Source organism: Mesorhizobium sp. M0663 (genome assembly GCF_040320585.1).
Taxonomy (GTDB): Bacteria; Pseudomonadota; Alphaproteobacteria; order Rhizobiales; family Rhizobiaceae; genus Mesorhizobium.
The window spans coordinates 33,279-59,286 of record NZ_JAMYPX010000008.1 but is presented as its reverse complement, the minus strand read 5'-3'; the positions used below and the strand labels follow the sequence as shown (position 1 = coordinate 59,286).

24 protein-coding genes and 1 riboswitch are annotated in these 26,008 nt (G+C 63.9%); of the genes, 16 read left to right on the top strand and 8 right to left on the bottom strand.

The features are described from left to right. On the top strand, positions 1 to 783 hold the full coding sequence (locus NKI54_RS16725) for a cobalt-precorrin-6A reductase (RefSeq protein WP_352636681.1): 783 nt from the start codon (positions 1 to 3) through the stop codon (positions 781 to 783). Here NKI54_RS16725 and NKI54_RS16720 read toward each other — a convergent pair. The 8 genes from NKI54_RS16720 to NKI54_RS16685 form a co-directional block, all read right to left on the bottom strand. Continuing rightward, on the bottom strand, positions 747 to 1,511 hold the full coding sequence (locus NKI54_RS16720; protein ID WP_352570393.1) for a precorrin-3B C(17)-methyltransferase: 765 nt from the start codon (positions 1,509 to 1,511) through the stop codon (positions 747 to 749). The genes NKI54_RS16725 and NKI54_RS16720 overlap by 37 nt on opposite strands. After that, positions 1,508 to 2,266 (bottom strand): precorrin-2 C(20)-methyltransferase, encoded by a 759-nt coding sequence (locus NKI54_RS16715; RefSeq protein WP_352570392.1) that lies wholly within the window; start codon positions 2,264 to 2,266, stop codon positions 1,508 to 1,510. Before NKI54_RS16715 ends, NKI54_RS16720 begins: the two co-directional genes overlap by 4 nt. Next, positions 2,263 to 2,910, bottom strand: coding sequence for a precorrin-8X methylmutase (locus NKI54_RS16710; RefSeq protein WP_502896706.1), 648 nt, complete (start codon positions 2,908 to 2,910; stop codon positions 2,263 to 2,265). The genes NKI54_RS16715 and NKI54_RS16710 overlap by 4 nt, the downstream gene beginning before the upstream one ends. Further along, positions 2,907 to 4,376 carry a precorrin-3B synthase gene (cobG, locus tag NKI54_RS16705; protein WP_352570390.1) on the bottom strand — a complete coding sequence of 490 codons (1,470 nt, stop codon included), beginning with the start codon at positions 4,374 to 4,376 and terminating at the stop codon, positions 2,907 to 2,909. The genes NKI54_RS16710 and cobG overlap by 4 nt, the downstream gene beginning before the upstream one ends. Continuing rightward, positions 4,373 to 8,020, bottom strand: a complete 3,648-nt coding sequence (locus NKI54_RS16700) for a cobaltochelatase subunit CobN (protein ID WP_352691982.1) — start codon at positions 8,018 to 8,020, stop codon at positions 4,373 to 4,375. Before NKI54_RS16700 ends, cobG begins: the two co-directional genes overlap by 4 nt. An 18-nt stretch (positions 8,021 to 8,038) precedes the next feature. Further along, positions 8,039 to 9,079, bottom strand: a complete 1,041-nt coding sequence (cobW, locus tag NKI54_RS16695; RefSeq protein ID WP_352617406.1) for a cobalamin biosynthesis protein CobW — start codon at positions 9,077 to 9,079, stop codon at positions 8,039 to 8,041. Beyond that, positions 9,076 to 9,510, bottom strand: a complete 435-nt coding sequence (locus NKI54_RS16690) for a DUF1636 family protein (RefSeq protein WP_352636683.1) — start codon at positions 9,508 to 9,510, stop codon at positions 9,076 to 9,078. Before NKI54_RS16690 ends, cobW begins: the two co-directional genes overlap by 4 nt. Positions 9,511 to 9,548: 38 nt before the next feature. Next, positions 9,549 to 9,752, bottom strand: a riboswitch (cobalamin riboswitch). Positions 9,753 to 9,781: 29 nt separating this feature from the next. Next, positions 9,782 to 10,981 carry a winged helix-turn-helix domain-containing protein gene (locus NKI54_RS16685; RefSeq protein ID WP_352636684.1) on the bottom strand — a complete coding sequence of 400 codons (1,200 nt, stop codon included), beginning with the start codon at positions 10,979 to 10,981 and terminating at the stop codon, positions 9,782 to 9,784. Positions 10,982 to 11,316: 335 nt separating this feature from the next. On the opposite strand from NKI54_RS16685, the gene NKI54_RS16680 reads away from it, so the two are divergent. The 15 genes from NKI54_RS16680 (at position 11,317) to NKI54_RS16610 (ending at position 25,991) form a co-directional block, all read left to right on the top strand. Next, positions 11,317 to 11,682 (top strand): NADH-quinone oxidoreductase subunit A, encoded by a 366-nt coding sequence (locus NKI54_RS16680; protein WP_023676631.1) that lies wholly within the window; start codon positions 11,317 to 11,319, stop codon positions 11,680 to 11,682. Next, entirely contained in the window at positions 11,673 to 12,254 is a 582-nt protein-coding gene (locus tag NKI54_RS16675) for a NuoB/complex I 20 kDa subunit family protein (protein ID WP_023670824.1), read from the top strand. Before NKI54_RS16680 ends, NKI54_RS16675 begins: the two co-directional genes overlap by 10 nt. Positions 12,255 to 12,260: 6 nt before the next feature. Continuing rightward, complete coding sequence (locus NKI54_RS16670; RefSeq protein ID WP_352636685.1) at positions 12,261 to 12,800, top strand: hypothetical protein; 540 nt, start codon at positions 12,261 to 12,263, stop codon at positions 12,798 to 12,800. After that, positions 12,797 to 13,402 (top strand): NADH-quinone oxidoreductase subunit C, encoded by a 606-nt coding sequence (locus tag NKI54_RS16665; protein WP_352570385.1) that lies wholly within the window; start codon positions 12,797 to 12,799, stop codon positions 13,400 to 13,402. The genes NKI54_RS16670 and NKI54_RS16665 overlap by 4 nt, the downstream gene beginning before the upstream one ends. A gap of 9 nt (positions 13,403 to 13,411) precedes the next feature. Then, positions 13,412 to 14,602: an NADH-quinone oxidoreductase subunit D gene (locus NKI54_RS16660; RefSeq protein WP_352570384.1), complete on the top strand. Its 1,191-nt coding sequence runs from the start codon at positions 13,412 to 13,414 to the stop codon at positions 14,600 to 14,602. Next, positions 14,603 to 15,670: an NADH-quinone oxidoreductase subunit NuoE gene (gene nuoE, locus NKI54_RS16655; protein ID WP_352570383.1), complete on the top strand. Its 1,068-nt coding sequence runs from the start codon at positions 14,603 to 14,605 to the stop codon at positions 15,668 to 15,670. 10 nt (positions 15,671 to 15,680) lie between these two features. Continuing rightward, on the top strand, positions 15,681 to 16,985 hold the full coding sequence (gene nuoF / locus NKI54_RS16650) for an NADH-quinone oxidoreductase subunit NuoF (RefSeq protein WP_023676626.1): 1,305 nt from the start codon (positions 15,681 to 15,683) through the stop codon (positions 16,983 to 16,985). Positions 16,986 to 17,063: 78 nt separating this feature from the next. After that, positions 17,064 to 17,759, top strand: a complete 696-nt coding sequence (locus tag NKI54_RS16645; protein WP_352636686.1) for a helix-hairpin-helix domain-containing protein — start codon at positions 17,064 to 17,066, stop codon at positions 17,757 to 17,759. 74 nt (positions 17,760 to 17,833) lie between these two features. After that, the gene (nuoG, locus tag NKI54_RS16640) at positions 17,834 to 19,915 is read left to right on the top strand and encodes an NADH-quinone oxidoreductase subunit NuoG (protein WP_352450012.1); all 2,082 of its coding nucleotides are present in this window, start codon (positions 17,834 to 17,836) and stop codon (positions 19,913 to 19,915) included. 2 nt (positions 19,916 to 19,917) lie between these two features. Continuing rightward, the gene (gene nuoH, locus NKI54_RS16635) at positions 19,918 to 20,961 is read left to right on the top strand and encodes an NADH-quinone oxidoreductase subunit NuoH (RefSeq protein WP_023676623.1); all 1,044 of its coding nucleotides are present in this window, start codon (positions 19,918 to 19,920) and stop codon (positions 20,959 to 20,961) included. Further along, complete coding sequence (gene nuoI / locus NKI54_RS16630) at positions 20,961 to 21,452, top strand: NADH-quinone oxidoreductase subunit NuoI (protein ID WP_023676622.1); 492 nt, start codon at positions 20,961 to 20,963, stop codon at positions 21,450 to 21,452. The genes nuoH and nuoI overlap by 1 nt, the downstream gene beginning before the upstream one ends. Positions 21,453 to 21,571: 119 nt before the next feature. Further along, on the top strand, positions 21,572 to 22,192 hold the full coding sequence (locus NKI54_RS16625; protein WP_023676621.1) for an NADH-quinone oxidoreductase subunit J: 621 nt from the start codon (positions 21,572 to 21,574) through the stop codon (positions 22,190 to 22,192). Between the two features lies 1 nt (position 22,193). After that, positions 22,194 to 22,502 (top strand): NADH-quinone oxidoreductase subunit NuoK, encoded by a 309-nt coding sequence (gene nuoK, locus NKI54_RS16620; RefSeq protein WP_023676620.1) that lies wholly within the window; start codon positions 22,194 to 22,196, stop codon positions 22,500 to 22,502. A gap of 10 nt (positions 22,503 to 22,512) precedes the next feature. Next, entirely contained in the window at positions 22,513 to 24,486 is a 1,974-nt protein-coding gene (nuoL, locus tag NKI54_RS16615) for an NADH-quinone oxidoreductase subunit L (protein ID WP_023676619.1), read from the top strand. Next, positions 24,486 to 25,991 (top strand): NADH-quinone oxidoreductase subunit M, encoded by a 1,506-nt coding sequence (locus tag NKI54_RS16610; protein WP_352450009.1) that lies wholly within the window; start codon positions 24,486 to 24,488, stop codon positions 25,989 to 25,991. Before nuoL ends, NKI54_RS16610 begins: the two co-directional genes overlap by 1 nt. Positions 25,992 to 26,008 lie beyond the last annotated feature (17 nt).

Genomic DNA, 26,008 nt, shown 5'->3' with positions numbered 1-26,008 from the left:
ATGACCCACCGCATTCTGATCCTCGGCGGAACCACCGAAGCCCGGCAAATGGCCGGAAAGCTGGCCGCGCGCCCGGATATTTCGGTCATACTGTCGCTGGCCGGCCGCACCGAAAACCCGGCCGCGCAGGGGGTGCCGGTGCGGGTCGGCGGCTTCGGCGGTGCCGGCGGGCTGGCGGCGTATCTCCGCCAGAACAAGATCGACCTGCTGATCGACGCCACGCATCCCTATGCGGCGCGAATCTCCGCCAATGCGGCGGAAGCAGCGCGCATGACCGGCGTGCCTATCGTTACGCTCAGGCGTCCCGGATGGGAGGCGGTCGAAGGTGATCGCTGGATGTTGGTCGACACCGTTGCCAGCGCGGTGACGGCTTTGGGATCGGTGCCGCGCCGCGTATTCCTGGCGCTCGGGCGACAGGAGGTCGCTGCCTTCAAGGCCGCTCCCCAGCATCATTATCTCATCCGCAGTGTCGACCCGGTCGAGCCCAGGCTCGCTGTGCCCGACGCGACCTATCTCTTGGCGCGCGGGCCGTTTCGGGAAGTCGACGAACATGCCCTGCTTCTGCAACACCACATCGAAGTCGTTGTTTCCAAAAACAGCGGCGGCGAGGCAACCTACGGCAAGATCGCGGCCGCGCGAGCGCTGGGAATCGAGGTGGTGATGATCCGCAGGCCGGCGCTGCCGGACGTCACGTCGGCTGAGACCGTCGAATCTCTTGCCGCGATGGTCGATCATTTTCTGGTCGGTCATGTTCTTGGGCCAGCTGCCGAACGCGGCGTGTAGACCAGCGCGGCCTTGTCACCCCGCTTGATGATCCTGGTTTCCGGCGAGCCGATGATGATGCAGGTCGCCATGTCGGCCTTCGCGGCATCGGCGTCCGCCAGCAGAAAAACCTCGATGCGCTCGTCGGGACGGCCGGCGGCACGGCCGAAGATCACCGGCGTGGTGCCGGGCAGGATCGCAGCAAGGCATTCGAAGGCGCGGCCTAGCTGCCATGGGCGCGCCTTACTGATCGGGTTGTAGAGCGCGATGACGAAGCCGGCGCCCGCTGCCGCCAGCAGGCGTAGCTCGATCAGGTCCCACGGCTTCAGATTGTCGGACAGCGATATGGCGCAGAAATCGTGGCCGAGCGGCGCGCCGATGCGGGCGGCGACGGCGAGCATGGCGGTGATACCGGGCACGATGGCGATGTCGACCGCGCGCCATTCGGGTGGGCCCGCCTCTATCGCCTCGCAGACGGCCGCGGCCATGGCGAAGACGCCGGGATCGCCGCCCGACACGACGGCGACATCGTGGCCTTCCGCAGCCTTCAGCAGCGCGTCCTTGGCGCGCGCGAGTTCCTCGCGATTGTCGGAAGCGACGCGAATCTGGTCGGGGCGCAGATCGAGCCGGTCAAGATAAGGCTTGTAGCCATAGAAGAATTTTGCCTCGGCAACGGCGCGGCTTGCCTCCGGCGTCACCTGGTCGGCGTCGCCGGGCCCGAGGCCGATGACGGTGAGGCGGCCGCTCATGCTTCGGCTCTCAATGCGTTTGGCCGGCCCGACCAGCCGGCCACCAGCACGATGGCGAAATAAGGCGCCTGGCCATCCTTTTTGTCGGCAAGCCGCATCGAGACACCGCCCGGCATGGTGCCGCGCTCGACATAGATGGCCCGCGCCAGCTTGTCGGTTGCCTCCAGCGCGCGCTTGATCTTGGGCAGGTTGCGGCCGACCTTCATGATCACGGCGGCGTCGGTGTCGGCGAGGCGGCGCATCAGCTCGAATTCGCTCATGGTGCCGGGCAATACGGTCAGTACGTCGTCGCCCTGGACGATCGGCAGGCCGGTCGCCGACCAGCAGCCGGACATGGCGGTGATGCCGGGAATGACTTCGGTCGGGAAGCGGTGCGCCAGCCGGACATGGAGATGCATGTAGGAGCCGTAGAAAAGCGGGTCGCCTTCCGAAAGCACAGCGACCATCCTGCCGGCGCTGAGGTGCGCGGCGACCTTTTCGGCCGATTCCTCGTAGAAATCGGTGATCTGCGAGCGGTAATCGCTGTGATCCTTGTCGATTTCGGTCGTCACCGGATAGAGCAGCGGCAGTTCAATCAAATCGGAGCGAAAATGGGTTTCGACGATGGCCCGGGCGTTGCTGTTGTTGCCGCGCTTAGCGAAATGCGCGACGACATCGGCCTCGGCCAGCGCGCGCACTGCCTTCAGCGTCAAGAGTTCCGGGTCGCCGGGTCCGGTGCCGACGCCGACAAGCCTGCCTTTTGCAATCGCATTCATAGGCCCGGCCTCGCCAATGCATTGAGGGCGGCGGCGGTCATGGCGCTGCCGCCCAGCCGGCCGCGCACGATGGCGTAAGGCACGCCATAGGAATTTTCGGCCAGCGCATCCTTCGATTCAGCGGCGCCGACAAACCCGACCGGCATGCCGATGATCGCCGCCGGCTTCGGGGCGCCGTCGCGCAGCTTCTCCAGCAGATAGAAAAGGGCTGTCGGCGCATTGCCGATGGCGACGACCGAACCGGCCATGCGCTCGCCCCACAGGTCGATCGCCGCGGCCGAGCGGGTGTTGCCGATCTTTTTCGCGATGTCGGCGGTCCGCGGATCGCGCAGCGTACAGATCACCTCGTTGCCGGCCGGAAGCCGGGCGCGCGTGACGCCATGCGAGACCATCTGCGCGTCGCAGAAGATCGGCGCGCCGGCCCCCAGCGCCGTGCGCGCAGCGGCGACGAAATCGCTCGAGAAAACGAAGTGCCTGCAAGCATCGACCTGGCCGCAGGCGTGGATCATGCGGATAGCGATTTCGGCCTCGGCTTCGGAAAAGCGCGACAGGTCGGCCTCGGCGCGGATAATGGCGAAGGAGCGCTCGTAGATCGCCGTGCCGTCATGGATGTAGTCGTAGGCGTTCTGGGCGGGCATGCTCATTCCTGTCGGTAGATTTCGGTGATGCCGGCCGCGCCGAGCCTTGCCAGGCAGGCGGCAGCGGTTTCGCCGGAATGTCGTGCGCTGCGGATCATCGCTGCAACGCGGCCGATGCCGTGCGCGGCGTCGTAGCCCGGCCTGTATCCGGCGGGCAATGCCTTTGCCGTCCCGTCCACGACAAGTCCGGCTCCGTTTTCGCCACCGACCAGGGTCAGCGCCGCCGGACCGGGATGGGCGCAACCCTTGGCGCAGCCGGAGATGTGCAGCGTCAGCGAGGAATCGAGGATATCGCGGTCTTCCACGGCGATGGTCTCGGCGATGTTGCGTGTCGCGATGCGGCCCGAGGCACAGGCGGAAGCACCCGGGCAGGCGGCGATCCTGGTGCGCGGATCGGCTGCGTCGGTGACGAAGCCGAGGGTTGCGGCGGTTTTCTGGAGTGAAAGACATGCGGCTGGGGAGAGGCCAAGCAAAAGCAGCGTGCGACCCGGCGCCAGACGGATTTCGGTGGTGCCGAGGATGAGGGCGTATTGGGTGAGATCGATAAGTTTTTGCGCTGGTATGCTGCCGAACGGCAGGCCGATGCCGAGGGAGGTACTGCCGGCTGCCAGATCGAAAACTCCGATGGGCCGGCGATCCTTCGCGCCCCCCTCTGTCCTGCCGGACATCTCCCCCTCTAGGGGGGAGATTGCGCCTTCGTCTCCGATTTCGCCAATCGCCGAAGGTGCTGGGGGGAAGCCGCCGGCGAAGCTGCCGATCTCCCCCCTTGTGGGGGAGATGTCCGGCAGGACAGAGGGGGGCGCGACGGATCGCCAACTTGCGAGAGATCTCAGCTGCCTCGCCGTCAAATCCCGCGCATGGGCATCGCGGCCCTTTTCGGCAACCATCCTGAGAATGGCGACGGCGATGTCACAAGCCGCATCTTCCTCGGACATCGCCAGCGGCGTGGCACCCTGCGCATCTCCGGCGAGCGATACCCGCCACTTAATTCCGTCGGCGGCCCGCACCCCGACCAGCCTGACATCGGCCGTAACCGCATCCATTGTCAGCTGCCCGCCGCCGTCAACAATCACCGACACCTTCGGGCCAAGCCGTTGCGTAACACCGGCGTCCTCAATTGCCGCCCGAATCCGCTGCGCCATTGGGCGCGGGTCGGCTATCTCCTCCTGGTCGAGCCCGGCCAGCGGGCCGGTCTCGACGGGCACGCCGGTGCGCACCGCGATGCCGAGCGCATCGACCTCCATCGCCAGCAGCCGCGCGCTTGCCGACGTCAGGCCGCGGATCTGCAGGCTGCCGCGGGCGGTCACTTCCATGATACCGTTGCCATGGCGCAAGGCAGATTCGCAGAGTCCGATCAACGATTTCGGCAACAGTCCTCCAGCGACCGGATTGAGCCGCACCAGCAGCCCGTCGCCGGTCTGCATCGGCGCGGACAAGGCAGGGCAGGCGCCACGGCGCGAGAAAGCGTTCATGCCGCCACTCCCAGAGCTTGCGCTTCGGCAATCAGTGCGGCGAGATCGTCATCGATCGAATTGCGCAGCGGATGCCAGAGCCCGCGCCGCCGTGCCGACAGCAAACGCTCGGCAATCACCTTCGCCGCCGCCGGGTTCTCGCGCAGTATGAAGGCGCGCACCACGGGGTCGCCAAGATAGGCGTCGTGCATCGCCTCGATCAGCGTGCCCGATATGGCATGGGTAGTCTCAGCAAAGCCGACAAGCCGGTCGACCGTCTCGGCGAATTCCGAGGCGCCGCGCGGGCCATGACGCATCTGGCCGGCGATGAAGCGCGGGTTGACCGCGCGGGCGCGAACTACCCGGGATACGGCCTCACCAACCGAGCGCGGCTTCGGTCTTTGCGGGTCCGTGGTGTCGAGCACGATCACGTCGGCGTTTTTGCCGAGCGCGGCAAGTGCTGCAGAAAAGCCGCCGATGAAGGCGACGTCGGCCGAGCCTTCGAGGATGTCGCGGCCGGGGTCGTCGCCGGTATGAACCAGAAGATCGGCCTCGGCGAGGCGATCCTCGAACGCGCCGGGCGCCGAAATGCCTTTGCCCTCGGAGCCGCCATAGGCGTGCGAGGTGGCGGCGAGATAGGTGCGGCCGATCTCTTCGCGCGCGGCCCAGTCGCCGCTCGACAACAAGTCCTCGACGCCCGCGCCGTAAGTGCCCGGCGAGGTGCCGAAAATGCGCGGGCTGATCTTGCCGTCGATGCGGGTCCTAGCGGCGAGCGGGTTTTCCGAATCATCCTCGTCGCGGGTCGCCACCGCGTTGGCCGCGGCGTCGATCAGCGCGATCTGGGTCGGGAACATGTCGCGGAACAGGCCCGATATGCGCCAGGTGACATCGATGCGCGGACGGCCGAGTGTTGCCGGCGGCAGCACATCTATGCCGGTGATGCGGCCGGTGGCGGAATCCCATTGCGGCCGGCAGCCCATCAGCGCCAGGCCTTGCGCGATCTCCTCACCGCCGGTGCGCAGCGAGGCCGAGCCCCACAGGTCGATGACCAGCGAGCGCGGCCAGTCGCCATGCGATTGCATGTAGCTGCGGACCACTTCTTCCGCTGCCACCTTGCCCAGATCATAGGCGGTCGGCGTCGGCACGGTGCGCGGGGCGGCGGTAAACAAATTGCGGCCGGTGGGCAGCACATCGCTCCGGCCACGCGCCGGCGCACCGGCCGGACCGGCAGCGACGTGGCGGCCATCGAGGGCGGCAAGCAGCGCGGTTTTTTCAGCTGCCGCACTTTGCCGCCGTACCGGATCAGCCTCGCCTTCCGGCGAGCGGCCGTAAATGTGCAGGCCGTCCTTGATGGCGAAATCCTTGAGATCGCAGAGCCAGGCGTCGATGCGGCGCAAAGCCTCGTCGGCTGCGTCGGTCCTGGCGACGCCTGCCTCTGAGGCGAGGCCGGTCTTTTCCGCCGTCTCGACGATCAGCTTCGCCAGGCGGTCGCGGCGGCGGCGGTCGAGCCCGTCGGCCTGGGCATATTCGTCAACCAGTCGTTCAAGCCTGTGCTGGTTTTCGTCCAGCCCGGCGCCGGTCAGCGGCGGCGGCAGATGGCCGAGCGTGACGGCGGCAATGCGCCGCTTGGCCTGCGCTGCCTCTCCCGGGTTGGAGACGATGAAGGGATAGATGACGGGCAGGGGACCGGTGACTATCTCGGGAAAGCAGTTTTCGCTGAGCGCAACGGTCTTGCCGGGCAGCCACTCCAGCGTGCCATGGGCGCCGACATGGACAATTGCATGGATGCCGAGCGACTTGCGCAGCCAGAGGCCAAAGGCGACCAGCGCATGGCGCGGCGGCAGCGTCGGGTCGTGATAGTCGGCGCGGCGGTCGGCTGAGCGCCCGCGGTCAGGTGCGAGTGCCACGGTGACGTTGCCGAAGGTGGCTGCGCGGAAGGCGAATTTTGCGGCGGCAGGCGCTTGAACACCCCCCTCTGTCCTGCCGGACATCTCCCCCGCAAGGGGGGAGATTGCGCTGTTGTCTCTGCTTTCGCCAATCACCAAGGATGTTGAGCGAGAGCCGTCGGCGAAACTGCCAATCTCCCCCCTTGAGGGGGAGATGTCCGGCAGGACAGAGGGGGGTGCCTCGCACAAACTTGTCTCATCTCCCGCATTCCCCCATGCGGCCGTCACTGCAGCTATCGCTTCAGCAGGCAATTCCGCCGAGTACCCGAGATAGTCCTCAAACCCCAACCCTTCACCTCCACGCTCCAGCGTCTCCAGCAACTCGCGCGGCGTTTGCGGAATCCTTTCAACGGCATAGCCCTGTTCGCTCAGGTCGTGCAGCATTGCCAGCACGCTGGACGGCACGTCGAGACCAACCGCGTAGCCGGTGCGACCGGGGGCGCTCGGATAGTCGGGGATCAGGATGGCGAGCTTGCGCTCCGCACGCGGCGTCCGCTGCAGGCGCACGAAGGCCTCGACACGGTTCGCCACTTGCGCCACGCGGTCGGGCTCAGGCCGGTTGGCGAAGGCGCGGAAGGCCAGCGCCGGGTCGGTTTCGCTTTCGCCCTTGAATGAAATGGCGCCGGCCAGGATGCGGCCGTCGAGCTCGGGCAGGACGACATGCATGGCAAGGTCGGCGGGCGCCAGGCCGCGCTGATTGGTTTGCCAGATGTCGCGGCGGGTGGTCGCGACGATGACCTGGAACACCGGCACGCCGGCGCGGTCGAACAGGGTTTCGACACCGGGCTCGGCACCCGAGGCGAAAGCTGTGGCGGTGATGGTGGCGGCAGGCTTCAGGGTTGCGAGCGCGGTTTCGACAAAGGCGAGCGACGCCGGGTCCTTGAGGCTGGAGACGAACATAGGCACGGGAGCCATGCCGCGGTGGCGCAGGGCTTCGAAAAGCGCGTCGATGGGCGCGACATCGGCGGCGAGCAGCATCGAACGGTAGAAGACAATTGCCCCCACGCCCCCCTCCCCCTCGCGGGGAGGGTGGCCCGCAGGGCCGGGTGGGGTCGTCACGGCAGTGCGCGACGTTTTGTGTAGGCGCGCTTCGGAGAGGACCCCACCCCCGGCCTGCGGCCGGATCCTCCCCTCGAGGGGGAGGGGGACGCCGCGTTCTACGACCCCCAGTCCCGGCTCGTAAAATCCCGCCTTTGGCACGCTAACAGGTTCGGCTACCGCCGCACCCGATCCAGCGAGACTTGCCAGCCTCTGCACCAGCGCCGTCATATTTGCCGGCCCGCCCTCGCGGAAATAGCCAAGCAGGGCGTCCAACTCCTCGCGCGGCAGCGTCGAGCCTTCGATCAGTCGCAAATCCTCGTCGTGGCTCTCGCCCGGTAGGAGCGCCAGCTTGATACCGCGATTTCGCGCGATAACGGCGAGCTGGTCGCAGCCATAGCGCCACCAGTCATAGCCGCCGAGGATGCGGACCAGAATGACCTTGGCGTGGCGGGCGACGCTGTCGATCCACAGGTCGACGGACATCGGATGGCGCAGGTCGCGCAAGGCGGCGAGCCGCATCGACGGCAGGCGGTGCGCATCTGCCTTCCACGCCGCCGCCAGCCCGGCCAGGTCGCTGTCGGTGAAGGACAGCGCCACGACATCCGCAGGCGTTTGCCTGAGATCGACAGGCTCGGCGAGATCGTCGAGCGAGGCGGATGTGGTGGTGAGGATGTGCATCGCGGCTCGTACCTGGGGTCAGCCGGCGAGGATACGCTCGATGGCGGGGCGGTTCAGCCCTTTCAGGCCGATGACGACCAGGCGCGAGCGGCGGTCGTCTTCAGCGGTCCAGGCGCGGTCGTAATAGTGGTTGACGCGCGGACCGACGGCCTGCAGCAGGAGCCGCATCGGCTTGCCGCCGACTTCGACGAAACCCTTGACGCGCAACACGTTTTCTTCCTCCGCCGCCGTGGCGACCCGTTGTGCGAGCTCGTCCGGGTTGGACACAGACGCGATGTCGATGACGAACGAGTCAAAATCGTCATGTTCGTGGTCGAGCTCGTCGTCGTGGTGGGTCTTGCGGTTCTCGATGTCGTCCTCGACGGCGAGGCCGAGGCCGAGCAGCACCGACGGGTCGACCTTGCCTTGCGAAGTCGGTACGATCTTCACCGCCCGCGCAACGTGCTTGCCGATGACGGCATTGGCACGGGCCGAGCCGGCTGCGTCCATCAGGTCGCTCTTCGACAGGATGATCAGGTCGGCGCAGGCGAGCTGGTCTTCGAACACTTCCTCGACCGGATCGTCATGGTCGAGCGTCTCGTCCTGCGCGCGCTGGGCCTGCAGGGCGTCCATGTCGTTGGCTACGCGGCCATCAGCCAGCGCCGGTCCGTCGACCACGGCAATGACGCCGTCCACCGTCACGCGGCTTTTCACCGACGGCCACTGGAAGGCCTGGACCAGCGGCTTGGGTAAAGCGAGGCCGGATGTCTCGATCAGGATGTGGTCGACCCTCGGCGTCAGCGACAGGATCTGGTCCAGCGCCGGGACGAAATCATCGGCGACGGTGCAGCAGATGCAACCATTGGCCAGCTCGACGATGTTTTCCTCGGGGCAGGTGTCGATGGCGCAGCCCTTCAGGATCTCGCCGTCAATGCCGATGTCGCCGAACTCGTTGACGATGATGGCTAGGCGCTTGCCTTTGGCGTTTTCGAGCAAATGGCGGATCAGCGTCGTCTTGCCGGCGCCGAGAAAGCCGGTGACCACGGTGCAGGGAACGCGCGAAAGGGAGGCAGCGGTCATGTCAGGTCCTTCAAAAGGTCAAGGGGAGGGATGCGGGCAACCAGGCCGCGCTTCAGGCAATCGGGACGGCCGCGCCATGGAATGAGCCCATCCGTCGAGGTGGCGAACAGCTTTGCCCCGGTGACGAGATCGGCGCCGCTGGTCGTGGTCAGATCACCGAAGACGTAACTCCAGCAGCCGTCGCGCAGCATGGCCGCGCTGAGCCGGCGCTTGCAATTGCCGAGGCATTCGACGGTGCGGATTTTGATGTTTTCGCTGGAAGCGGCGCGGCGCGTGTCCTCTGCGAGCAGTTCGCCGGCGCGCGGATAAGCGTCCGAACCGGTCTCGTCACGGCAGGACGAGCAGACGATGACGGTAACGCCGGCCGGGGAATCACCATGGCCGGACAATAAATCCGCTGTCTCAGCCGGAAAACTGCTGTCGTGTTCCAAATCAGGCTCCTTGCCCGGAAAACCCGCCAGGCGATCGGATTCTTATGTCCTAGACGGCAGGTCTCCTGGCTCGCGGGTCATCGCCTGGGTGCCGCCTTCCCGGGAATATCCCAGTGGTTTTCGGCCGAGGCTCGTCGCTTACAGTTGCGGGGACAGCCGCGGATTTGAAATCGAGATTTCGCACCGCATTCCCTCTTGGCCCCTGCCGTTGCGGGCAGGGGACCGTCTGGAACGGATTTAGGCTTGTGGAGGCAGTCGTGTCAACGCACGTCTATGACGCGGCGATATCCGCGAGCGGCCGGCCGAGGTCGCCGGCAGCGGTCACCTCGATGCGTTCCAGGCCGAGCCAGCCCTGCATCTGCTTCAATTCTTCGAAAAGCTCGGCTGCGGTTTGCAGCGAGGCGCCGGGCTCCGCATAGGCGGCATGGACGCGCAAGACGCCGGCCGGGCGGTCGGCCCTGAGGTCGACGCGCCCGACGATGCTGTCGCCGAACAGGAACGGCAGCACGTAATAGCCATACTGGCGCTTTTCGGCCGGCGTGTAGATCTCGATGCGGTAGTGGAAGTCGAACAACCGCTCGGTGCGCGATCGTTCGAAGACGACAGGATCGAACGGCGCGAGCAAGGCGCGCGCCTCGATCTTGCGCGGCAAACGGGCGTCCTTGTGGAGATAGGCTGTTTTGTTCCAGCCTTCGACGCTCACCGGCAACAGGTCGCCGGCCTCGACCAACTCCTCGATGCGGCCCTTGATGTCGGCGGGCGAGAGGCGGAAATAGTCGCGCAGGTCTCCTGCCGTGGCGATGCCGTGGGCGCGGGCCGAGATGCGCAGCAATTCGCGGTGAGCATCCTCGGGACGGGGAACCGGTAGCGCGAGTACCGCCGGCGGCAATACGCGCTCCGGCAGATCGTAGAACCGTTCGAAGCCGCGGCGATGCGCCGTGGTGATGCGGCCGGCCCAGAACAGCCATTCGAAGGCGTGCTTGGCATGGCTCCAGCCCCACCAGCCGCCCGAACCCTTCTGGCCTTCGAAAGCCGACGCCGCGATCGGGCCTCGTTCGGCGACCTCGCGATAGATGTCTTCGATATAGGCGGCGTGCTCGCGGCCCCATTTGGCCAGTCCGCTGTACATTTCGTCGCCGCACTCGGCCCGCTGCATGCGCCAGCGCATCAGCGGATAGGTCTCGACCGGCAAGAAGGAGGCTTCGTGCGCCCAATATTCGAAGACCATGCGCTTGCGCGTTACGGCGGCGTCGTCGAGCAGCGCCAGCTTGTAGGGGCCAAGCCGCGAATAGAGCGGCATATAGTGGGCGCGCACCACGGCGCTGACGGAATCGATCTGCAGCAGGCCGGTACGGGCAAGCACGCGGGCCAGATGCCGGCGGTCAGGCGTGCCGGTGGGGCGCGGGTCATTGAATCCCTGTGCCGCGAGCGCAATGCGGCGGGCCATGGCAAGCGAGATTTTTTCCTTCATGAAGGCGGCATCCGGACGATTTTAGACAGAGAAAATGACCTGCGATTCCGTGCCATGCTAACAGGGTTTTGGCGGCATTCATGTCAGGAGAGAAAAGTGGAGTAAAAAGTGAAGGAAATCAAACAGGAGCGGATCGGACCAGTTTTCCCGGATATGCCGTCCAGCACCGCGATTTGAACAAGGTTTGACTTGCTTCGCCGAAAGCGCTGCGCTAACCCTCGCCGCGTTGCAGCATAGAGCCTCCTTAAAACGGTTCAGTGGTTAAACTGTCACGCTTCCGCAAGTGGGTCCGGTGCTGTAATCAGAGTGGATTGGCCGCCAACGGAAACTGCAGCATGAACGCACTTTTAGGTTCGTACCTGCCCATCGTCCTGTTCATCGGCGTGGCGCTGATCGTCGGGCTGGCGCTGCTCGCCGCACCCTTCCTGGTGGCCTATCGCAACCCCGATCCGGAAAAGCTTTCGGCCTATGAGTGCGGCTTCAACTCGTTCGATGACGCCCGCATGAAATTCGACATCCGCTTCTACCTGGTGTCGATCCTGTTCATCATCTTCGATCTGGAGGTGGCCTTCCTGTTTCCGTGGGCGGTGTCGTTCAGCCAGATCGGCATGCTCGGTTTCTGGTCGATGATGGTGTTTTTGGCGGTGCTGACCATCGGCTTTGCCTATGAATGGAAAAAAGGAGCGCTGGAATGGGATTGAACGACAGTTCCGGCACGCTCGTCGCGCCGAAGCCCAAGGGCCTCATCGATCCCAACACCGGCAGGCCGGTCGGGTCCGACGATCCATTCTTCCTGGAGATCAACAACGAGCTCGCCGACAAGGGCTTTCTCGTCACCTCGACCGAGGCGCTGATCACCTGGGCGCGCAGCGGCTCGTTGATGTTCATGACCTTCGGTCTCGCTTGCTGCGCCGTCGAGATGATCCATACGTCGATGCCGCGCTATGACTCGGAGAGGTTCGGTGTCGCGCCGCGCGCGTCTCCGCGTCAGTCCGACATCATGATCGTTGCCGGCACGCTGACCAACAAGATGGCGCCCGCGCTGCGCAAGGTCTACGATCAGATGCCGGAGCCGCGCTACGTCATCTCGATGGGCTCATGCGCCAATGGCGGCGGCTATTATCATTATTCCTATTCGGTGGTGCGCGGCTGCGACCGCATCGTGCCGGTCGACATCTACGTGCCCGGCTGCCCGCCGAGCGCCGAAGCGCTGCTTTACGGCATCCTTCTGCTGCAGAAGAAGATCCGCCGCACCGGCACGATCGAGCGGTAAATCGCCGTGGATGAAGATGGGATTATTCATGGCAACCCTGAGCCTTGGCTGGATTTGATGTTCAAGACGTCTGAACAGCGATTTGTAAAAACGGACGCCGGTTCGACGTTTTATTCTTCTGCGCTTTTAGCAGATACGAAATTTGGTGCTGCTGGTCTCGGTGTCGACATTCGACTAAATGATTGGGAGGCTGAGCCGACAAGCGACCCACGAATAGTCTTTTATCATGGCGACGTGAGACTGCGTTCGCTTGGCGATCGAACCAAGAACCTGATTGCTGAAATGTCGGCCAAGCTTTCCTCTTCGGCGCCGGGCCAGGGAGCAGTTACCGAAAAGTTGTTTGTGGAGTGCGTTGCCCTGAACGGGGACCCGGCAAACCTCGAAACCCGGCAGTTTGTCGGAAAGCTGTTTTTTGGCGAGCTGGGTGACGATGATGAATGCCAGGTTTTTTTGACCATTGACGCGGCCACGGAGAGCGGTTGGTTCGGTGAGAAAGATCCGGAAGACTCACGCAAGATTCTGGACTGGTTGGCGAGGCTGTCATGACCCAGGCGTTGAATGATCTCTCGACCTATCTCGGCGAGAAACTGGTCGGCCGGATCGGCGAGGCGGTATTCGCCTATGGCGAACTCACCATCCCAGTCGAGCCGCGCGACCTGATCGAGGTGGTCACCTTCCTGCGCGACGATCCGAAATGCCAGTTCATCTCGATCATCGACGTTTGCGGCGCCGATTATCCGTCGCGGGCAAAGCGCTTCGACGTGGTCTATCATTTGCTGTCGCCGAGACAGAATATCCGCGTCCGCATCAAGGTCCAGGCCGACGAAGAGACGCTCGTGCCGTCGATCACCGGGATTTATCCCGGCGCCGACTGGTTCGAGCGCGAGACCTACGATCTCTACGGCGTGCTGTTTTCAGGCCATCCGGATCTGCGGCGGATTCTGACCGATTACGGCTTTGAAGGCCATCCGCTGCGCAAGGACTTTCCGCTGACCGGCTTCGTCGAGGTGCGTTACGACGACGAAGCCAAGCGCGTCATCTACGAGCCGGTCGAGCTCAAACAGGAATTCCGCAATTTCGATTTTCTCAGCCCTTGGGAGGGGACGGATTACGTCCTTCCAGGCGACGAAAAAGCCAAGACGAATTGAGACGCCAAAATGGCTGAGACTTCCGTTCGCAACTTCAATATCAACTTTGGGCCTCAGCACCCTGCTGCCCATGGTGTTTTGCGGTTGGTTCTAGAACTCGACGGCGAAGTCGTCGATCGCGTCGATCCGCATATCGGGCTGTTGCATCGCGGCACGGAAAAGCTGATCGAGCATAAGACTTACCTGCAGGCCGTGCCCTATCTCGACCGGCTCGACTATTGCGCGCCGATGAACCAGGAGCATGCCTTCGCGCTTGCCGCGGAGCGGCTGCTCGGTATCGAGGTGCCGAAGCGGGGGCAGTTGATCCGAGTTCTCTACTCCGAGATCGGCCGCATCATGTCGCACATCCTCAATGTGACGACGCAGGCGATGGATGTCGGCGCGCTGACGCCGCCGCTGTGGGGCTTTGTCGAGCGCGAAAAGCTAATGGTGTTCTATGAGCGCGCCTCGGGCTCGCGCATGCATGCTGCCTATTTCCGCCCCGGGGGCGTGCATCAGGATCTGCCGCAGAAGCTGATCGAGGACATCGGCAAGTGGATCGACCCATTCCTGAAATCGGTCGACGATCTCGACGCGCTTTTGACCGGCAACCGTATCTTCAAGCAGCGCAATGTCGACATTGCCACCGTCTCCTTGGCGGACGCCTGGGCCTGGGGTTTTTCCGGCGTCATGGTGCGCGGCTCGGGCGCGCCGTGGGACCTGCGCAAATCGCAGCCTTACGAATGCTATGCCGAGCTGGATTTCGACATTCCGATCGGCAAGAACGGCGACTGTTTCGACCGTTATCTGGTGCGCATGGAAGAGATGCGGCAGTCGGCAAAAATCATGCGCCAGTGCGTCGACCTGTTGCTCGGCAAGGAAGGCAGCGGACCGGTGTCTAACCTCGACGGCAAGGTGGTGCCGCCAAAGCGCCAGGCGATGAAGCGCTCGATGGAAGCGCTGATCCATCACTTCAAACTCTATACCGAAGGCTACCGCGTGCCGGCCGGCGAGGTCTATGCGGCCGTCGAGGCGCCGAAAGGCGAGTTCGGCGTCTATCTGGTCTCGGACGGCACCAACAAGCCCTACCGCTGCAAGCTGCGCGCGCCAGGCTTTGCACATCTGCAAGCCATGGATTTCCTCTGCCGCGGCCACATGTTGGCCGACGTTACCGCCGTTCTCGGCTCCCTCGACATCGTGTTTGGTGAGGTCGATCGCTAAATGTCAGTCCGCCGTCTCGCAGAAGCCAGCCTCCAGCCAGCCTCCTTCGCCTTCAACCGGGCGAATGCGGCGGCGGCGAAGCAGTGGATCAAGAAATATCCGAAGGGGCGCGAACAGTCCGCGATCATTCCCTTGCTGATGCTGGCGCAGGAACAGGAAGGCTGGGTGACCAAGGCGGCGATCGAGACGATCTCCGACATGCTCGGCATGCCCCGTATCCGTGGGCTCGAAGTCGCGACCTTCTATACGCAGTACCAGCTCAATCCGGTCGGTACCCGCGCGCATATCCAGGTCTGCGGCACCACGCCCTGCATGCTGCGCGGCTCGGAAGCGCTGATGGATGTGTGCCGCTCGAAAATCCATCACGACCAATTCCACACCAACGACAAGGGCACGCTGTCGTGGGAGGAGGTCGAGTGCCTCGGCGCCTGCGTCAACGCACCGATGGTGATGATATTCAAGGACACCTATGAGGATTTGACGCCGGAGCGGCTTGCCGAGATCATCGACCTCTATGACGCCGGCAAAGGTGCTTCGGTGACGCCAGGACCGCAAAACGGCCGCATCACCTCGGAGCCGGCCAGCGGCCTGACGACCCTCAAGAGCGAAAAGGCGATCCTCAAGGCGACCCGCGACCGGGAAACCAGGGCGGCGACCAAGGCCGCCAAGGATGCAGAGCCGGCGGCTGCCGCCGCAGCACCAGTTCCGCCAGCGGCTTCGGCCGCGCCTGCACCGGCGCCGGTTGCGCCCTCGAATGCCAGCAAGCCGAAAACCGATGCGGTCGAGACCAGCCCGGCGCTGAAATCGCCGTCGGCGACGAAAGTCGCGCCTGCGGCGGAAAGGGCGGCGAGCGTCGCAGCGCCTCTGCATTCGGCCGCCAATGCCAACAAGGCCGAACCGCAGGTCGAGGACGTCTCGAAACAGCGCAAGGGCCCAAAGAACAAGGCCGAGCCGGCGTCTGCTTTCAAGGCGCCGGAGGCCAAGGTCAAACCGGCGAAGGCTGCCGCCAAGGCGGCCAAGCCGTCGCCCGGAAACAGGAGCCGGCCGACCGGCAAGAAGCCGGTCTGAGGAACGAGCAATGCTTCAGGACAGAGACCGCATCTTCAACAACATCTACGGCCGCTTCGACAAGTCGCTGGCCGGCGCCATGGCGCGCGGCGCCTGGGACAACACGCCCGGCATCGTTGCCAAGGGGCGCGAGTGGATCGTCAACGAGATGAAGGCATCGGGCCTGCGCGGCCGCGGCGGTGCCGGTTTCCCGACCGGGCTGAAATGGTCGTTCATGCCCAAACAAAGCGACGGCCGGCCGAGCTATCTCGTCGTCAATGCCGACGAGTCCGAGCCCGGTACCTGCAAGGACCGCGACATACTGCGCCACGACCCGCACACGCTGGTCGAAGGCTGCCTGCTTGCCGGCTTCGCCATGGGCGCGGTCGCCGCCTACATCTATGTGCGCGGCGAGTTCATCCGCGAGCGCGAGGCGCTGCAACGCGCCATAGACGAGGCCTATGCGGCCAAGCTGATCGGCAAGAACAACACCTCCGGCTACGATTTCGACATCTACATGCATCATGGCGCCGGCGCCTATATCTGCGGCGAGGAAACGGCGCTGCTCGAAAGCCTCGAGGGCAAGAAGGGCCAGCCGCGGCTGAAGCCGCCATTTCCGGCCAATGTCGGCCTCTATGGCTGCCCGACGACGGTCAACAATGTCGAGTCCATCGCTGTCGCGCCGACCATCCTGCGCCGCGGTGCCGCCTGGTTCTCGTCCTTCGGTCGGCCCAACAATGTCGGCACCAAGCTGTTCTGCATCTCCGGCCACGTCAACAATCCGTGCACCGTCGAAGAGGCGATGTCGATCCCGTTCCGCGAACTGATCGAGACGCATTGCGGCGGCATCCGCGGCGGCTGGGACAATCTGCTGGCGGTCATTCCGGGCGGCGCCTCGGTGCCGCTGGTGCCGGCCGAGCAAATCATCGACGCGCCGATGGATTTCGACGCGCTGCGCGATCTGAAATCGGGCCTCGGCACGGCGGCTGTCATCGTCATGGACAAATCGACCGATATCGTGAAAGCGATCGCGCGGCTTTCCTACTTCTACAAGCACGAAAGCTGCGGTCAGTGCACGCCCTGCCGTGAAGGCACCGGCTGGATGTGGCGGGTGATGGAGCGGCTGGTGCGCGGCGAAGCGCAGAAGCGCGAGATCGACATGCTGCTCGACGTGACGAAGCAGGTCGAGGGCCACACGATCTGTGCGCTGGGCGATGCGGCAGCATGGCCGATCCAGGGCCTGATGCGGCATTTCCGCGGCGAGGTGGAGCGGCGCATCGACGAGTTTTCGCGCAACGCGCACCGCGCCGAACCGGTGCTGGCGGCGGCGGAATAGAAGAATTCAAAAATGCGGGCGAATGCCCGAAACGAGGAAACGAGCGCGGGGCAGACGGAAACGACCAGGAGACCACCTATGTCGCTGTTTTCGACACCCGACGATTTTACGCCCGATATGGACCCGTTCTTGAAGATGAACCAGGATCTGACCAGGATGATGCCGAAGGAGATGGCCAATGCCGTCAATCTCCTGGCGCATCCTGTCGCGGGCGCGGCGGCGATGACGGCACTCGGCATCGGTCTTGCCAACCACGCCTTTGGCATCTGGATGGGCGTGCTTTCGGGCGCGGCCGAAACCTCGCAGCGGCTTTGGCAGCCGGTCGCCGAGGATTTCGAGGCGCGAACGGAACGCGTTTCCGCGACCGGCAAAAGCTCATCGATAAAGGCGCGCGCGGCGACCAAAACCCTGATTGCCGAGGCGCAGTCCTTCGCCAACGATGTGACCGACATTGCGACGAGCACCGCGGCGCGGAGCTTGGCGAATGCGAGCACCGTTGCAGCGGATGCGTCGGCCGGGCTGATGCCGGAAGATTTCAAGCAGCCCAGGCCGATGGATCGGCCAGCCAAGCCCGCCGACCTCAAGGCGATATCGGGCATCGGGCCGAAACTGGAAAAGGTGCTGAACGGCCTTGGCATCTGGACATACGCCCAGATCGCCGCGTGGACGCCGCAAGAGATCGCCTGGGTCGAAGATTACCTGTCGTTGAAGGGCCGCATCGGCCGTGACGGCTGGATCGGTCAGGCGGCCGCGTTGGCCGGGGCCAAAAAGTGAATTCAATATCGTGCGCGGTCTCGGCTGCGCCCGGAAGGAAAGATTGCGGAACGTCCGCAGGGGTTTGAGGCGAAATGGCAAAGCTCAAGGTCGACGGGAAAGAGATCACTGTACCCGACCATTACACGCTGCTGCAGGCGGCCGAGGACGCCGGCGCAGAAGTGCCGCGCTTCTGCTTCCACGAGCGGCTGTCGATCGCCGGCAATTGCCGCATGTGCCTGATTGAGGTGAAAGGCGGCCCGCCCAAGCCGCAGGCGTCCTGCGCCATGGGCGTGCGCGACCTGCGCCCCGGCCCGAACGGCGAGCCGCCGGAAATCTTCACCAACACGCCGATGGTCAAGAAGGCGCGCGAAGGCGTGATGGAATTCCTGCTGATCAACCATCCGCTGGACTGCCCGATCTGCGACCAGGGCGGCGAGTGCGACCTGCAGGACCAGGCGATGGCGTTCGGAGTCGATTCCTCGCGCTACCATGAGAACAAGCGGGCGGTCGAAGACAAGTATATTGGGCCGCTGGTCAAGACGATCATGAACCGCTGCATCCATTGCACGCGCTGCGTCCGCTTCACCACCGAGATTGCCGGCATATCCGAGCTCGGCCTGATCGGCCGCGGCGAGGATGCCGAGATCACCACCTATCTCGAAAGCGCGATGACTTCGGAACTGCAGGGCAATGTCATCGACCTTTGCCCGGTTGGTGCGCTGACCTCCAAACCGTACGCCTTCCAGGCACGGCCGTGGGAACTGACCAAGACCGAATCCATCGACGTGATGGACGCTGTCGGCTCGGCGATCCGAGTCGATAGCCGAGGCCGCGAAGTGATGCGCATCCTGCCGCGTACCAACGAGGCGGTGAACGAGGAGTGGATTTCCGACAAGACCCGCTTCATCTGGGACGGTTTGCGCACGCAGCGCCTCGACCGCCCCTATGTGCGCAAGGACGGCAGACTGGCCCCGGCAAGCTGGGCCGAGGCTTTTGCCGCGATCAAGGAAGCGGTGTCGAATGCGGCACCCGAAAAGATCGGTGCCATTGCCGGCGATCTCGCAGCCGTCGAGGAGATCTACGCGCTGAAGCTTCTGATGGCTTCGCTCGGCTCGAAGAACACCGACTGCCGCCAGGACGGCGCCGCACTCGATCCGTCGCTCGGCCGGGCGAGCTATGTCTTCAACCCGACCATCGAAGGCATCGAACAGGCCGATGCGGTGCTGATCATCGGCGCCAATCCGCGCTTCGAGGCATCCTTGCTCAACGCCCGCATCCGCAAGCGCTGGCGGGCCGGCAATCTGCCGGTCGGCGTCATCGGCGATGTCGGCGATACGCGCTATGATTACGAGCAGGTCGGCGCCGGGCCGGAATCGCTGAAGGATCTGGCCGACGGTAACGGCAAGTTCTTCCAGCTGCTGAAGAAGGCGACGCATCCGCTGATCATCGTCGGCCAGGGTGCGCTGGCGCGTCCGGACGGGGCGGCCGTGCTCGGCCAGGCGGCGAAGCTCGCCGTCGCCGTCAATGCCGCAAGGGCCGACTGGAACGGTTTTGCCGTACTGCACACCGCCGCGGCACGCGTCGGCGGCCTCGATGTCGGCTTCGTGCCGGGCGAGGGCGGCAGGAATGTCGCCGGCATGCTCGGCGAGACCGATGTGCTGTTCCTGCTCGGTGCCGACGAAATCGACATGGCCAAGACCGGCGGCGCTTTCGTCGTCTATATCGGCACGCATGGCGACAAGGGCGCGCATCGCGCCAACGTCATCCTGCCGGGTGCCGCCTATACCGAAAAGTCGGGCACCTTCGTCAACACCGAGGGGCGCGTGCAGCAGACCAACCGTGCCGGCTTCGCGCCCGGCGAAGCACGCGAGGACTGGGCGATCCTTCGGGCACTGTCGGATGTTCTCGGCAAGAAGCTGCCGTTCGATTCGCTGCCGCAATTGCGCGCAAAGCTCTATGCGGAATACCCGCATCTTGCCCGCATCGACCATGTCGCGGCCGGCGACCCGGCCGACATCGCCAGGGTTGCCAAGCTCGGCGGGCGGCTGAACAAGGGCACCTTCACCTCGCCGGTCAAGGATTTCTACCTGACCAACCCGATCGCGCGGGCTTCCGCGGTGATGGCCGAGTGCTCGGCTTTGGCGAAGAACGGCTTCAGGCAGGCGGCGGAGTAGACATGGACACCTTCTTCTCCTTCTACGTGCTGCCGGCGCTGCTGATCCTTTTGAAGTCGGTCGTGCTGATCGTCGTTCTGTTGATCTTCGTCGCCTATGTGCTTTACGCCGACCGCAAGATCTGGGCGGCGGTGCAATTGCGCCGAGGCCCGAATGTCGTTGGCCCATGGGGCACACTGCAGGCCTTCGCCGATCTGCTGAAATTCGTCTTCAAGGAGCCGGTCATCCCGTCCGGCGCCAACAAGGGCGTTTTCCTGCTGGCGCCTTTGGTGTCGGCGGTGCTGGCGATCTCCGCCTGGGCGGTCATACCGGTCAATGAAGGCTGGGCGATCGCCAACGTCAATGTCGGCATCCTCTATGTCTTCGCCATCTCCTCGCTCGAGGTCTATGGCGTCATCATGGGCGGCTGGGCCTCCAATTCGAAATACCCGTTCCTCGGCGCACTGCGCTCGGCGGCGCAGATGGTGTCCTACGAGGTCTCGATCGGCTTCGTCATCGTCACCGTGCTGCTTTGCGTCGGCTCGCTCAACCTGTCCGACATCGTCTTGTCGCAACAGGACGGGCTGGGCACGCGGCTCGGCCTGCCCAACACCTTCCTCGACTGGCATTGGCTGTCGCTGTTCCCGATGTTCATCGTCTTCTTCATCTCGGCGTTGGCCGAGACCAACCGGCCGCCCTTCGACCTTGTGGAAGCCGAATCGGAACTCGTCGCCGGCCATATGGTCGAATATTCCTCGACGCCGTTCCTGTTGTTCTTCCTCGGCGAATATGTCGCCGTCGTCCTGATGTGCGCACTGGCCACCATATTGTTCCTCGGCGGATGGCTGCCGCCCTTCGACTTCGCACCCTTCACCTGGGTGCCGGGGCTCATCTGGTTCGTGCTCAAGGTCTGCCTGGTGTTCTTCATGTTCTCCATGGTGAAGGCGTTCGTGCCGCGCTATCGCTACGACCAGCTGATGCGGCTCGGCTGGAAGGTCTTCCTGCCGATCTCGCTGTTCATGGTGGTCGCCACCGCCGCCTTTCTCAAACTCACCGGGTTTGCCTGATGTCAGCATTATCCCAGGCCGCCAAGTCACTGCTTTTGCAGGATTTCGTCAGCGCTTTCTTCCTGTCGATGCGCCAGTTCTTCGCGCCGAAGGAGACGATCAACTATCCGCATGAAAAGGGGCCGGTCAGCCCGCGCTTCCGCGGCGAACATGCGCTGCGCCGCTATCCGAACGGCGAGGAACGCTGCATCGCCTGCAAACTGTGCGAGGCGATCTGCCCGGCACAGGCCATCACCATCGAAGCCGGCCCACGCCGCAACGACGGCACACGGCGCACCGTGCGCTACGACATCGATATGGTGAAATGCATTTATTGCGGCTTCTGCCAGGAAGCCTGCCCGGTCGACGCCATTGTCGAGGGGCCGAATTTCGAATTCGCGACGGAAACGCGCGAGGAGCTTTATTACGACAAGGACAGGCTCCTGGCCAATGGCGACCGCTGGGAGCGTGAGCTGGCGCGCAACATCTCGCTGGATGCGCCTTACCGCTGATATTTGACGCATGGACGGGGCGAGGGGCCTGGTTTAAGGAACACGCAACTTGCCGACCGGAGGCGGTGGCAAAAAAACAGGACGAACGTCCTGTTCTGACAGGAAACCCGGGGGAACCCATGCTGAGTGGACTAGAGGCGGCCTTTTTCTACCTCTTCGCCTTTGTCGCGGTGGCATCGGCGTTCATGGTCATTTCGGCGCGCAATCCCGTGCATTCGGTGCTGTTCCTGATCCTGACCTTCTTCAACGCCGCCGGCCTGTTCATGCTGACCGGCGCCGAGTTCCTGGCGATGATCCTGCTCGTCGTCTATGTCGGCGCGGTGCTGGTGCTGTTCCTGTTCGTCGTCATGATGCTCGACGTCGACTTCGCCGAAATGAAGGAAGGCGCCCTGCAATATGCACCGATCGGCGCGCTGGTCGGGCTGATCCTGGCGGCGGAGCTGATCGTGGTGCTCGGCGGCTATACATTCGCGCCGAAACTGGCGGCGACGGTCGCGAAACCCATTCCGGACCTGGCCGCGCGGTCGAACACGGCAGCGCTCGGCGACATCCTCTATACGGATTACCTCTATTACTTCCAGGTAGCGGGGCTGGTGCTGCTGGTCGCCATGATCGGCGCCATCGTGCTGACGCTGCGCCACAAGCCGGGCGTCAAGCGGCAGTCGATCGCCGCCCAGGTCGGCCGCACGGCGGCAACCGGAGTGGAAATCCGCAAGGTCAAGACGGGCGAAGGAGTCTGAGATGGTCGTCGGCATCGCGCACTACCTGACCGTATCGGCGATCCTGTTCACGCTCGGCGTGTTCGGCATCTTCCTGAACCGCAGGAACGTCATCGTCATCCTGATGTCGATCGAGCTGATCCTGCTTGCGGTCAACATCAATTTCGTCGCCTTTTCGGCGGCGCTCGGCGATTTGGTCGGCCAGGTGTTCGCACTGTTCGTGCTGACGGTCGCGGCGGCCGAAGCGGCGATCGGCCTTGCCATTCTCGTCGTCTTCTTCCGCAACCGCGGCTCGATCGCGGTCGAAGACGTGAACATGATGAAGGGTTGACGGAACCACCATGTATCAGGCCATCGTCTTCCTTCCGCTGCTCGGCTTTCTGATCGTCGGCCTGTTCGGCACCTCGCTCGGGGCCAAGGCTTCCGAATACATCACCTCGGGCTTCCTGGTGATCGCGGCCGTGCTGTCGTGGGTCGCCTTCTTCTCGGTTGGCTTCGGCGGCGGAGAGGTGTTCACCGTGCCGGTGATGCGCTGGATCCAGTCGGGCGGGCTGGAGGCGTCCTGGGCGCTCAGGATCGACACGCTGACGGTGGTGATGCTGGTAGTTGTCAACACGGTGTCGTCGCTGGTCCATATCTACTCGATCGGCTACATGCATCACGATCCGGACCGGCCGCGCTTCTTCGCCTATCTGTCGCTGTTTACCTTCGCCATGCTGATGCTGGTGACGGCCGACAACCTCGTGCAGATGTTCTTCGGCTGGGAAGGCGTCGGCCTTGCCTCCTATCTGCTGATCGGCTTCTGGTACAAGAAGCCGTCGGCCAATGCGGCTGCGATCAAGGCCTTCGTCGTCAACCGCGTCGGCGATTTCGGCTTTGCGCTCGGCATATTCGGCGTGTTCGTGCTGTTCGGCTCGGTCAATCTCGGCACCATCTTCGCCAATGCGGCGACGTTCATTCCGGCGGAAGGCGCGCCGCAAGGCCCGGCCGTGCTGACCTTCCTCGGCTATGCGCTCGACAAGCAGGCTGCGATGACGGTTGTCTGCCTGCTCCTGTTCATGGGCGCCATGGGCAAGTCGGCGCAGGTGCCGCTTCACACCTGGCTGCCGGATGCCATGGAAGGCCCGACGCCGGTCTCGGCACTGATCCATGCCGCGACCATGGTGACGGCAGGCGTGTTCATGCTGGCGCGGTTGTCGCCGCTGTTCGAGCTGTCGCATTCGGCATTGACCGTGGTCACTTTCATCGGCGCCTTCACCGCCTTCTTCGCGGCGACAGTCGGTCTCGTCCAGAACGACATCAAGCGCGTCATCGCCTATTCGACCTGTTCGCAGCTCGGCTACATGTTCGTGGCGCTCGGCGTCGGCGCCTATGGCGCGGCGATCTTCCATCTGTTCACGCACGCCTTCTTCAAGGCGCTGCTGTTCCTCGGCTCGGGCTCGGTCATCCACGCCGTCTCCGACGAGCAGGACATGCGCAAGATGGGCGGCCTGAGGACGCTCATTCCGAAAACGTACTGGATGATGGTGATCGGCACGCTGGCGCTGACCGGTGTCGGCATCCCGGTAACGATCATCGGCACGGCCGGCTTCTTTTCCAAGGACGCCATCATCGAAGCGGCCTTCGCCGGCCACAATGCGGTCGCCGCGTTTGCCTTCATATTGCTGGTCATTGCTGCCTGCTTCACCTCCTTCTACTCCTGGCGGCTGATCTTCATGACCTTCCACGGCGAGCCGCGGGCCAGCCACGAGGTCATGCACCATGTCCATGAATCGCCGCCGGTCATGCTGGTGCCGCTGTTCATCCTGGCGGCGGGCGCGCTGTTTGCCGGCGTGATCTTCCACGGCGCCTTCTTCGGCGAGGGCTATGCCGAATTCTGGAAGGCGTCGCTGTTCACGCTGCCGGACAACCACATCCTGCACGAAATCCACGAAGTGCCGTTGTGGGTCGAGCTGTCACCGTTCATCGCCATGCTGATCGGCTTTGCGATTGCCTGGCAGTTCTATATTCGCGCGCCGGAAATGCCTCGGAGCGTCGCCGCCAACCATCGCCTGCTCTACGCCTTCCTGCTCAACAAATGGTATTTCGACGAGCTCTACGACTTCCTGTTCGTGCGGCCGGCAAAGCGCCTCGGCAGCTTCCTGTGGAAGACCGGCGACGGCACCGTCATCGACGGGCTCGGGCCGGACGGCATTTCGGCGCGCGTCGTCGACGTCACCAACCGGGTCGTCAAGCTGCAGACCGGCTATCTTTACCACTATGCCTTCGCCATGCTGATCGGCGTTGCCGCACTCGTCACCTGGATGATGCTCTGATGACCGCCTGGCCGATCCTATCGCTGGTCACCTTCCTGCCGCTGGTTGGTGTGCTGCTCATCCTTTTCGTGCGTGACGACAGCGAGAACGCGCGCCGCAACATCCGCGCCATAGCACTGTTCACGACCGCGTTCACGTTTGTGATTTCGCTGTTCATCTGGACCGGCTTCGACAATTCGCAGCCCGGCTTCCAGTTCGTCGAGAAGTTTGCCTGGCTGGATTCCGGCATCTCCTATCATATGGGCGTAGACGGCATCTCCATGCTGTTCGTCATCCTGACCACCTTCCTGATGCCGCTCTGCATCCTCGCCTCGTGGGAATCGATCGAGAAGCGCGTCAAGGCCTATATGATTGCCTTCCTGCTGCTCGAGACGCTGATGATCGGCGTGTTCTGCGCGCTCGACATCGTCTTGTTCTATGTCTTCTTCGAAGCCGGCCTGATCCCGATGTTCATCATCATCGGCGTGTGGGGCGGCAAGCGGCGCGTCTATGCCTCGTTCAAGTTCTTCCTCTATACGCTGGCCGGCTCGGTGCTGATGCTGCTCGCCATCATGGCGATGTTCTTCCAGTCCGGCACCACCGACATCCCGACGCTTCTGACCCACAACTTCCCGGCCAATATGCAGACTTGGCTATGGCTTGCCTTCTTCGCGTCCTTCGCGGTGAAGATGCCGATGTGGCCGGTGCACACCTGGCTGCCGGACGCGCATGTCGAGGCGCCGACGGCCGGCTCGGTGATCCTGGCCGCCATCCTGCTCAAGATGGGTGGGTACGGCTTCCTGCGCTTTTCGCTGCCGATGTTTCCGATCGCATCCGAAATGTTCGCGCCGCTGATCTTCACGCTCTCCGTTGTCGCCATCATCTACACCTCGCTGGTGGCGCTGATGCAGGAGGACATGAAGAAGCTGATCGCCTATTCGTCGGTCGCTCACATGGGCTTCGTTACCATGGGCATCTTCGCGATGAACCAGGAAGGCGTCCAGGGTTCGATCTTTCAGATGCTGTCGCACGGCCTGGTCTCCGGCGCGCTGTTCCTCTGCGTCGGCGTCGTCTACGACCGCATGCATACGCGTGACATCGACGCCTATGGCGGGTTGGTCAACAACATGCCGAAATATGCAACCGTGTTCATGATCTTCACCATGGCCAATGTCGGCCTGCCCGGCACCAGCGGCTTCGTCGGCGAGTTCCTGACCATGCTCGGCGTGTTCCGGGTCAACACCTGGGTAGCGTTCTTCGCCGCCACCGGCGTCATCCTTTCGGCGGCCTATGCGCTCTGGCTCTACCGCAAGGTGATCTTTGGCGCGCTGACCAAGGAAAGCCTGAAAGGCCTGCTCGACCTGTCGACGCGCGAGAAGGTGATCATCTATCCGCTGGTCGCGCTGGTCATCTTCTTCGGCGTCTATCCGGCGCCGATCTTCGACGCGACCGCCGAATCGGTCAAGGCGCTCGTTACCAATGTCACCGCATCCATCGGCGCCGCGCAGACCGCGGCGGCGAACTGACTGGGGGTTTTGCGAAC

What these genes read in the sequence shown, in the direction of transcription:
- NKI54_RS16675 (WP_023670824.1), top strand. Translation starts at nt 11,673, where the DNA reads ATGGGATTGAACGACAGTTCCGGCACGCTCGTCGCGCCGAAGCCCAAG.
- NKI54_RS16660 (WP_352570384.1), top strand. Translation starts at nt 13,412, where the DNA reads ATGGCTGAGACTTCCGTTCGCAACTTCAATATCAACTTTGGGCCTCAG.
- NKI54_RS16715 (WP_352570392.1), bottom strand. Translation starts at nt 2,266, where the DNA reads ATGAATGCGATTGCAAAAGGCAGGCTTGTCGGCGTCGGCACCGGACCC.
- NKI54_RS16645 (WP_352636686.1), top strand. Translation starts at nt 17,064, where the DNA reads ATGTCGCTGTTTTCGACACCCGACGATTTTACGCCCGATATGGACCCG.
- nuoL (WP_023676619.1), top strand. Translation starts at nt 22,513, where the DNA reads ATGTATCAGGCCATCGTCTTCCTTCCGCTGCTCGGCTTTCTGATCGTC.
- NKI54_RS16665 (WP_352570385.1), top strand. Translation starts at nt 12,797, where the DNA reads ATGACCCAGGCGTTGAATGATCTCTCGACCTATCTCGGCGAGAAACTG.
- NKI54_RS16685 (WP_352636684.1), bottom strand. Translation starts at nt 10,981, where the DNA reads ATGAAGGAAAAAATCTCGCTTGCCATGGCCCGCCGCATTGCGCTCGCG.
- cobG (WP_352570390.1), bottom strand. Translation starts at nt 4,376, where the DNA reads ATGAACGCTTTCTCGCGCCGTGGCGCCTGCCCTGCCTTGTCCGCGCCG.
- NKI54_RS16710 (WP_502896706.1), bottom strand. Translation starts at nt 2,910, where the DNA reads ATGAGCATGCCCGCCCAGAACGCCTACGACTACATCCATGACGGCACG.
- nuoK (WP_023676620.1), top strand. Translation starts at nt 22,194, where the DNA reads ATGGTCGTCGGCATCGCGCACTACCTGACCGTATCGGCGATCCTGTTC.
- nuoE (WP_352570383.1), top strand. Translation starts at nt 14,603, where the DNA reads ATGTCAGTCCGCCGTCTCGCAGAAGCCAGCCTCCAGCCAGCCTCCTTC.
- nuoG (WP_352450012.1), top strand. Translation starts at nt 17,834, where the DNA reads ATGGCAAAGCTCAAGGTCGACGGGAAAGAGATCACTGTACCCGACCAT.
- NKI54_RS16625 (WP_023676621.1), top strand. Translation starts at nt 21,572, where the DNA reads ATGCTGAGTGGACTAGAGGCGGCCTTTTTCTACCTCTTCGCCTTTGTC.
- cobW (WP_352617406.1), bottom strand. Translation starts at nt 9,079, where the DNA reads ATGACCGCTGCCTCCCTTTCGCGCGTTCCCTGCACCGTGGTCACCGGC.
- NKI54_RS16700 (WP_352691982.1), bottom strand. Translation starts at nt 8,020, where the DNA reads ATGCACATCCTCACCACCACATCCGCCTCGCTCGACGATCTCGCCGAG.
- NKI54_RS16610 (WP_352450009.1), top strand. Translation starts at nt 24,486, where the DNA reads ATGACCGCCTGGCCGATCCTATCGCTGGTCACCTTCCTGCCGCTGGTT.
- NKI54_RS16680 (WP_023676631.1), top strand. Translation starts at nt 11,317, where the DNA reads ATGAACGCACTTTTAGGTTCGTACCTGCCCATCGTCCTGTTCATCGGC.
- nuoI (WP_023676622.1), top strand. Translation starts at nt 20,961, where the DNA reads ATGTCAGCATTATCCCAGGCCGCCAAGTCACTGCTTTTGCAGGATTTC.
- nuoH (WP_023676623.1), top strand. Translation starts at nt 19,918, where the DNA reads ATGGACACCTTCTTCTCCTTCTACGTGCTGCCGGCGCTGCTGATCCTT.
- NKI54_RS16725 (WP_352636681.1), top strand. Translation starts at nt 1, where the DNA reads ATGACCCACCGCATTCTGATCCTCGGCGGAACCACCGAAGCCCGGCAA.
- NKI54_RS16720 (WP_352570393.1), bottom strand. Translation starts at nt 1,511, where the DNA reads ATGAGCGGCCGCCTCACCGTCATCGGCCTCGGGCCCGGCGACGCCGAC.
- nuoF (WP_023676626.1), top strand. Translation starts at nt 15,681, where the DNA reads ATGCTTCAGGACAGAGACCGCATCTTCAACAACATCTACGGCCGCTTC.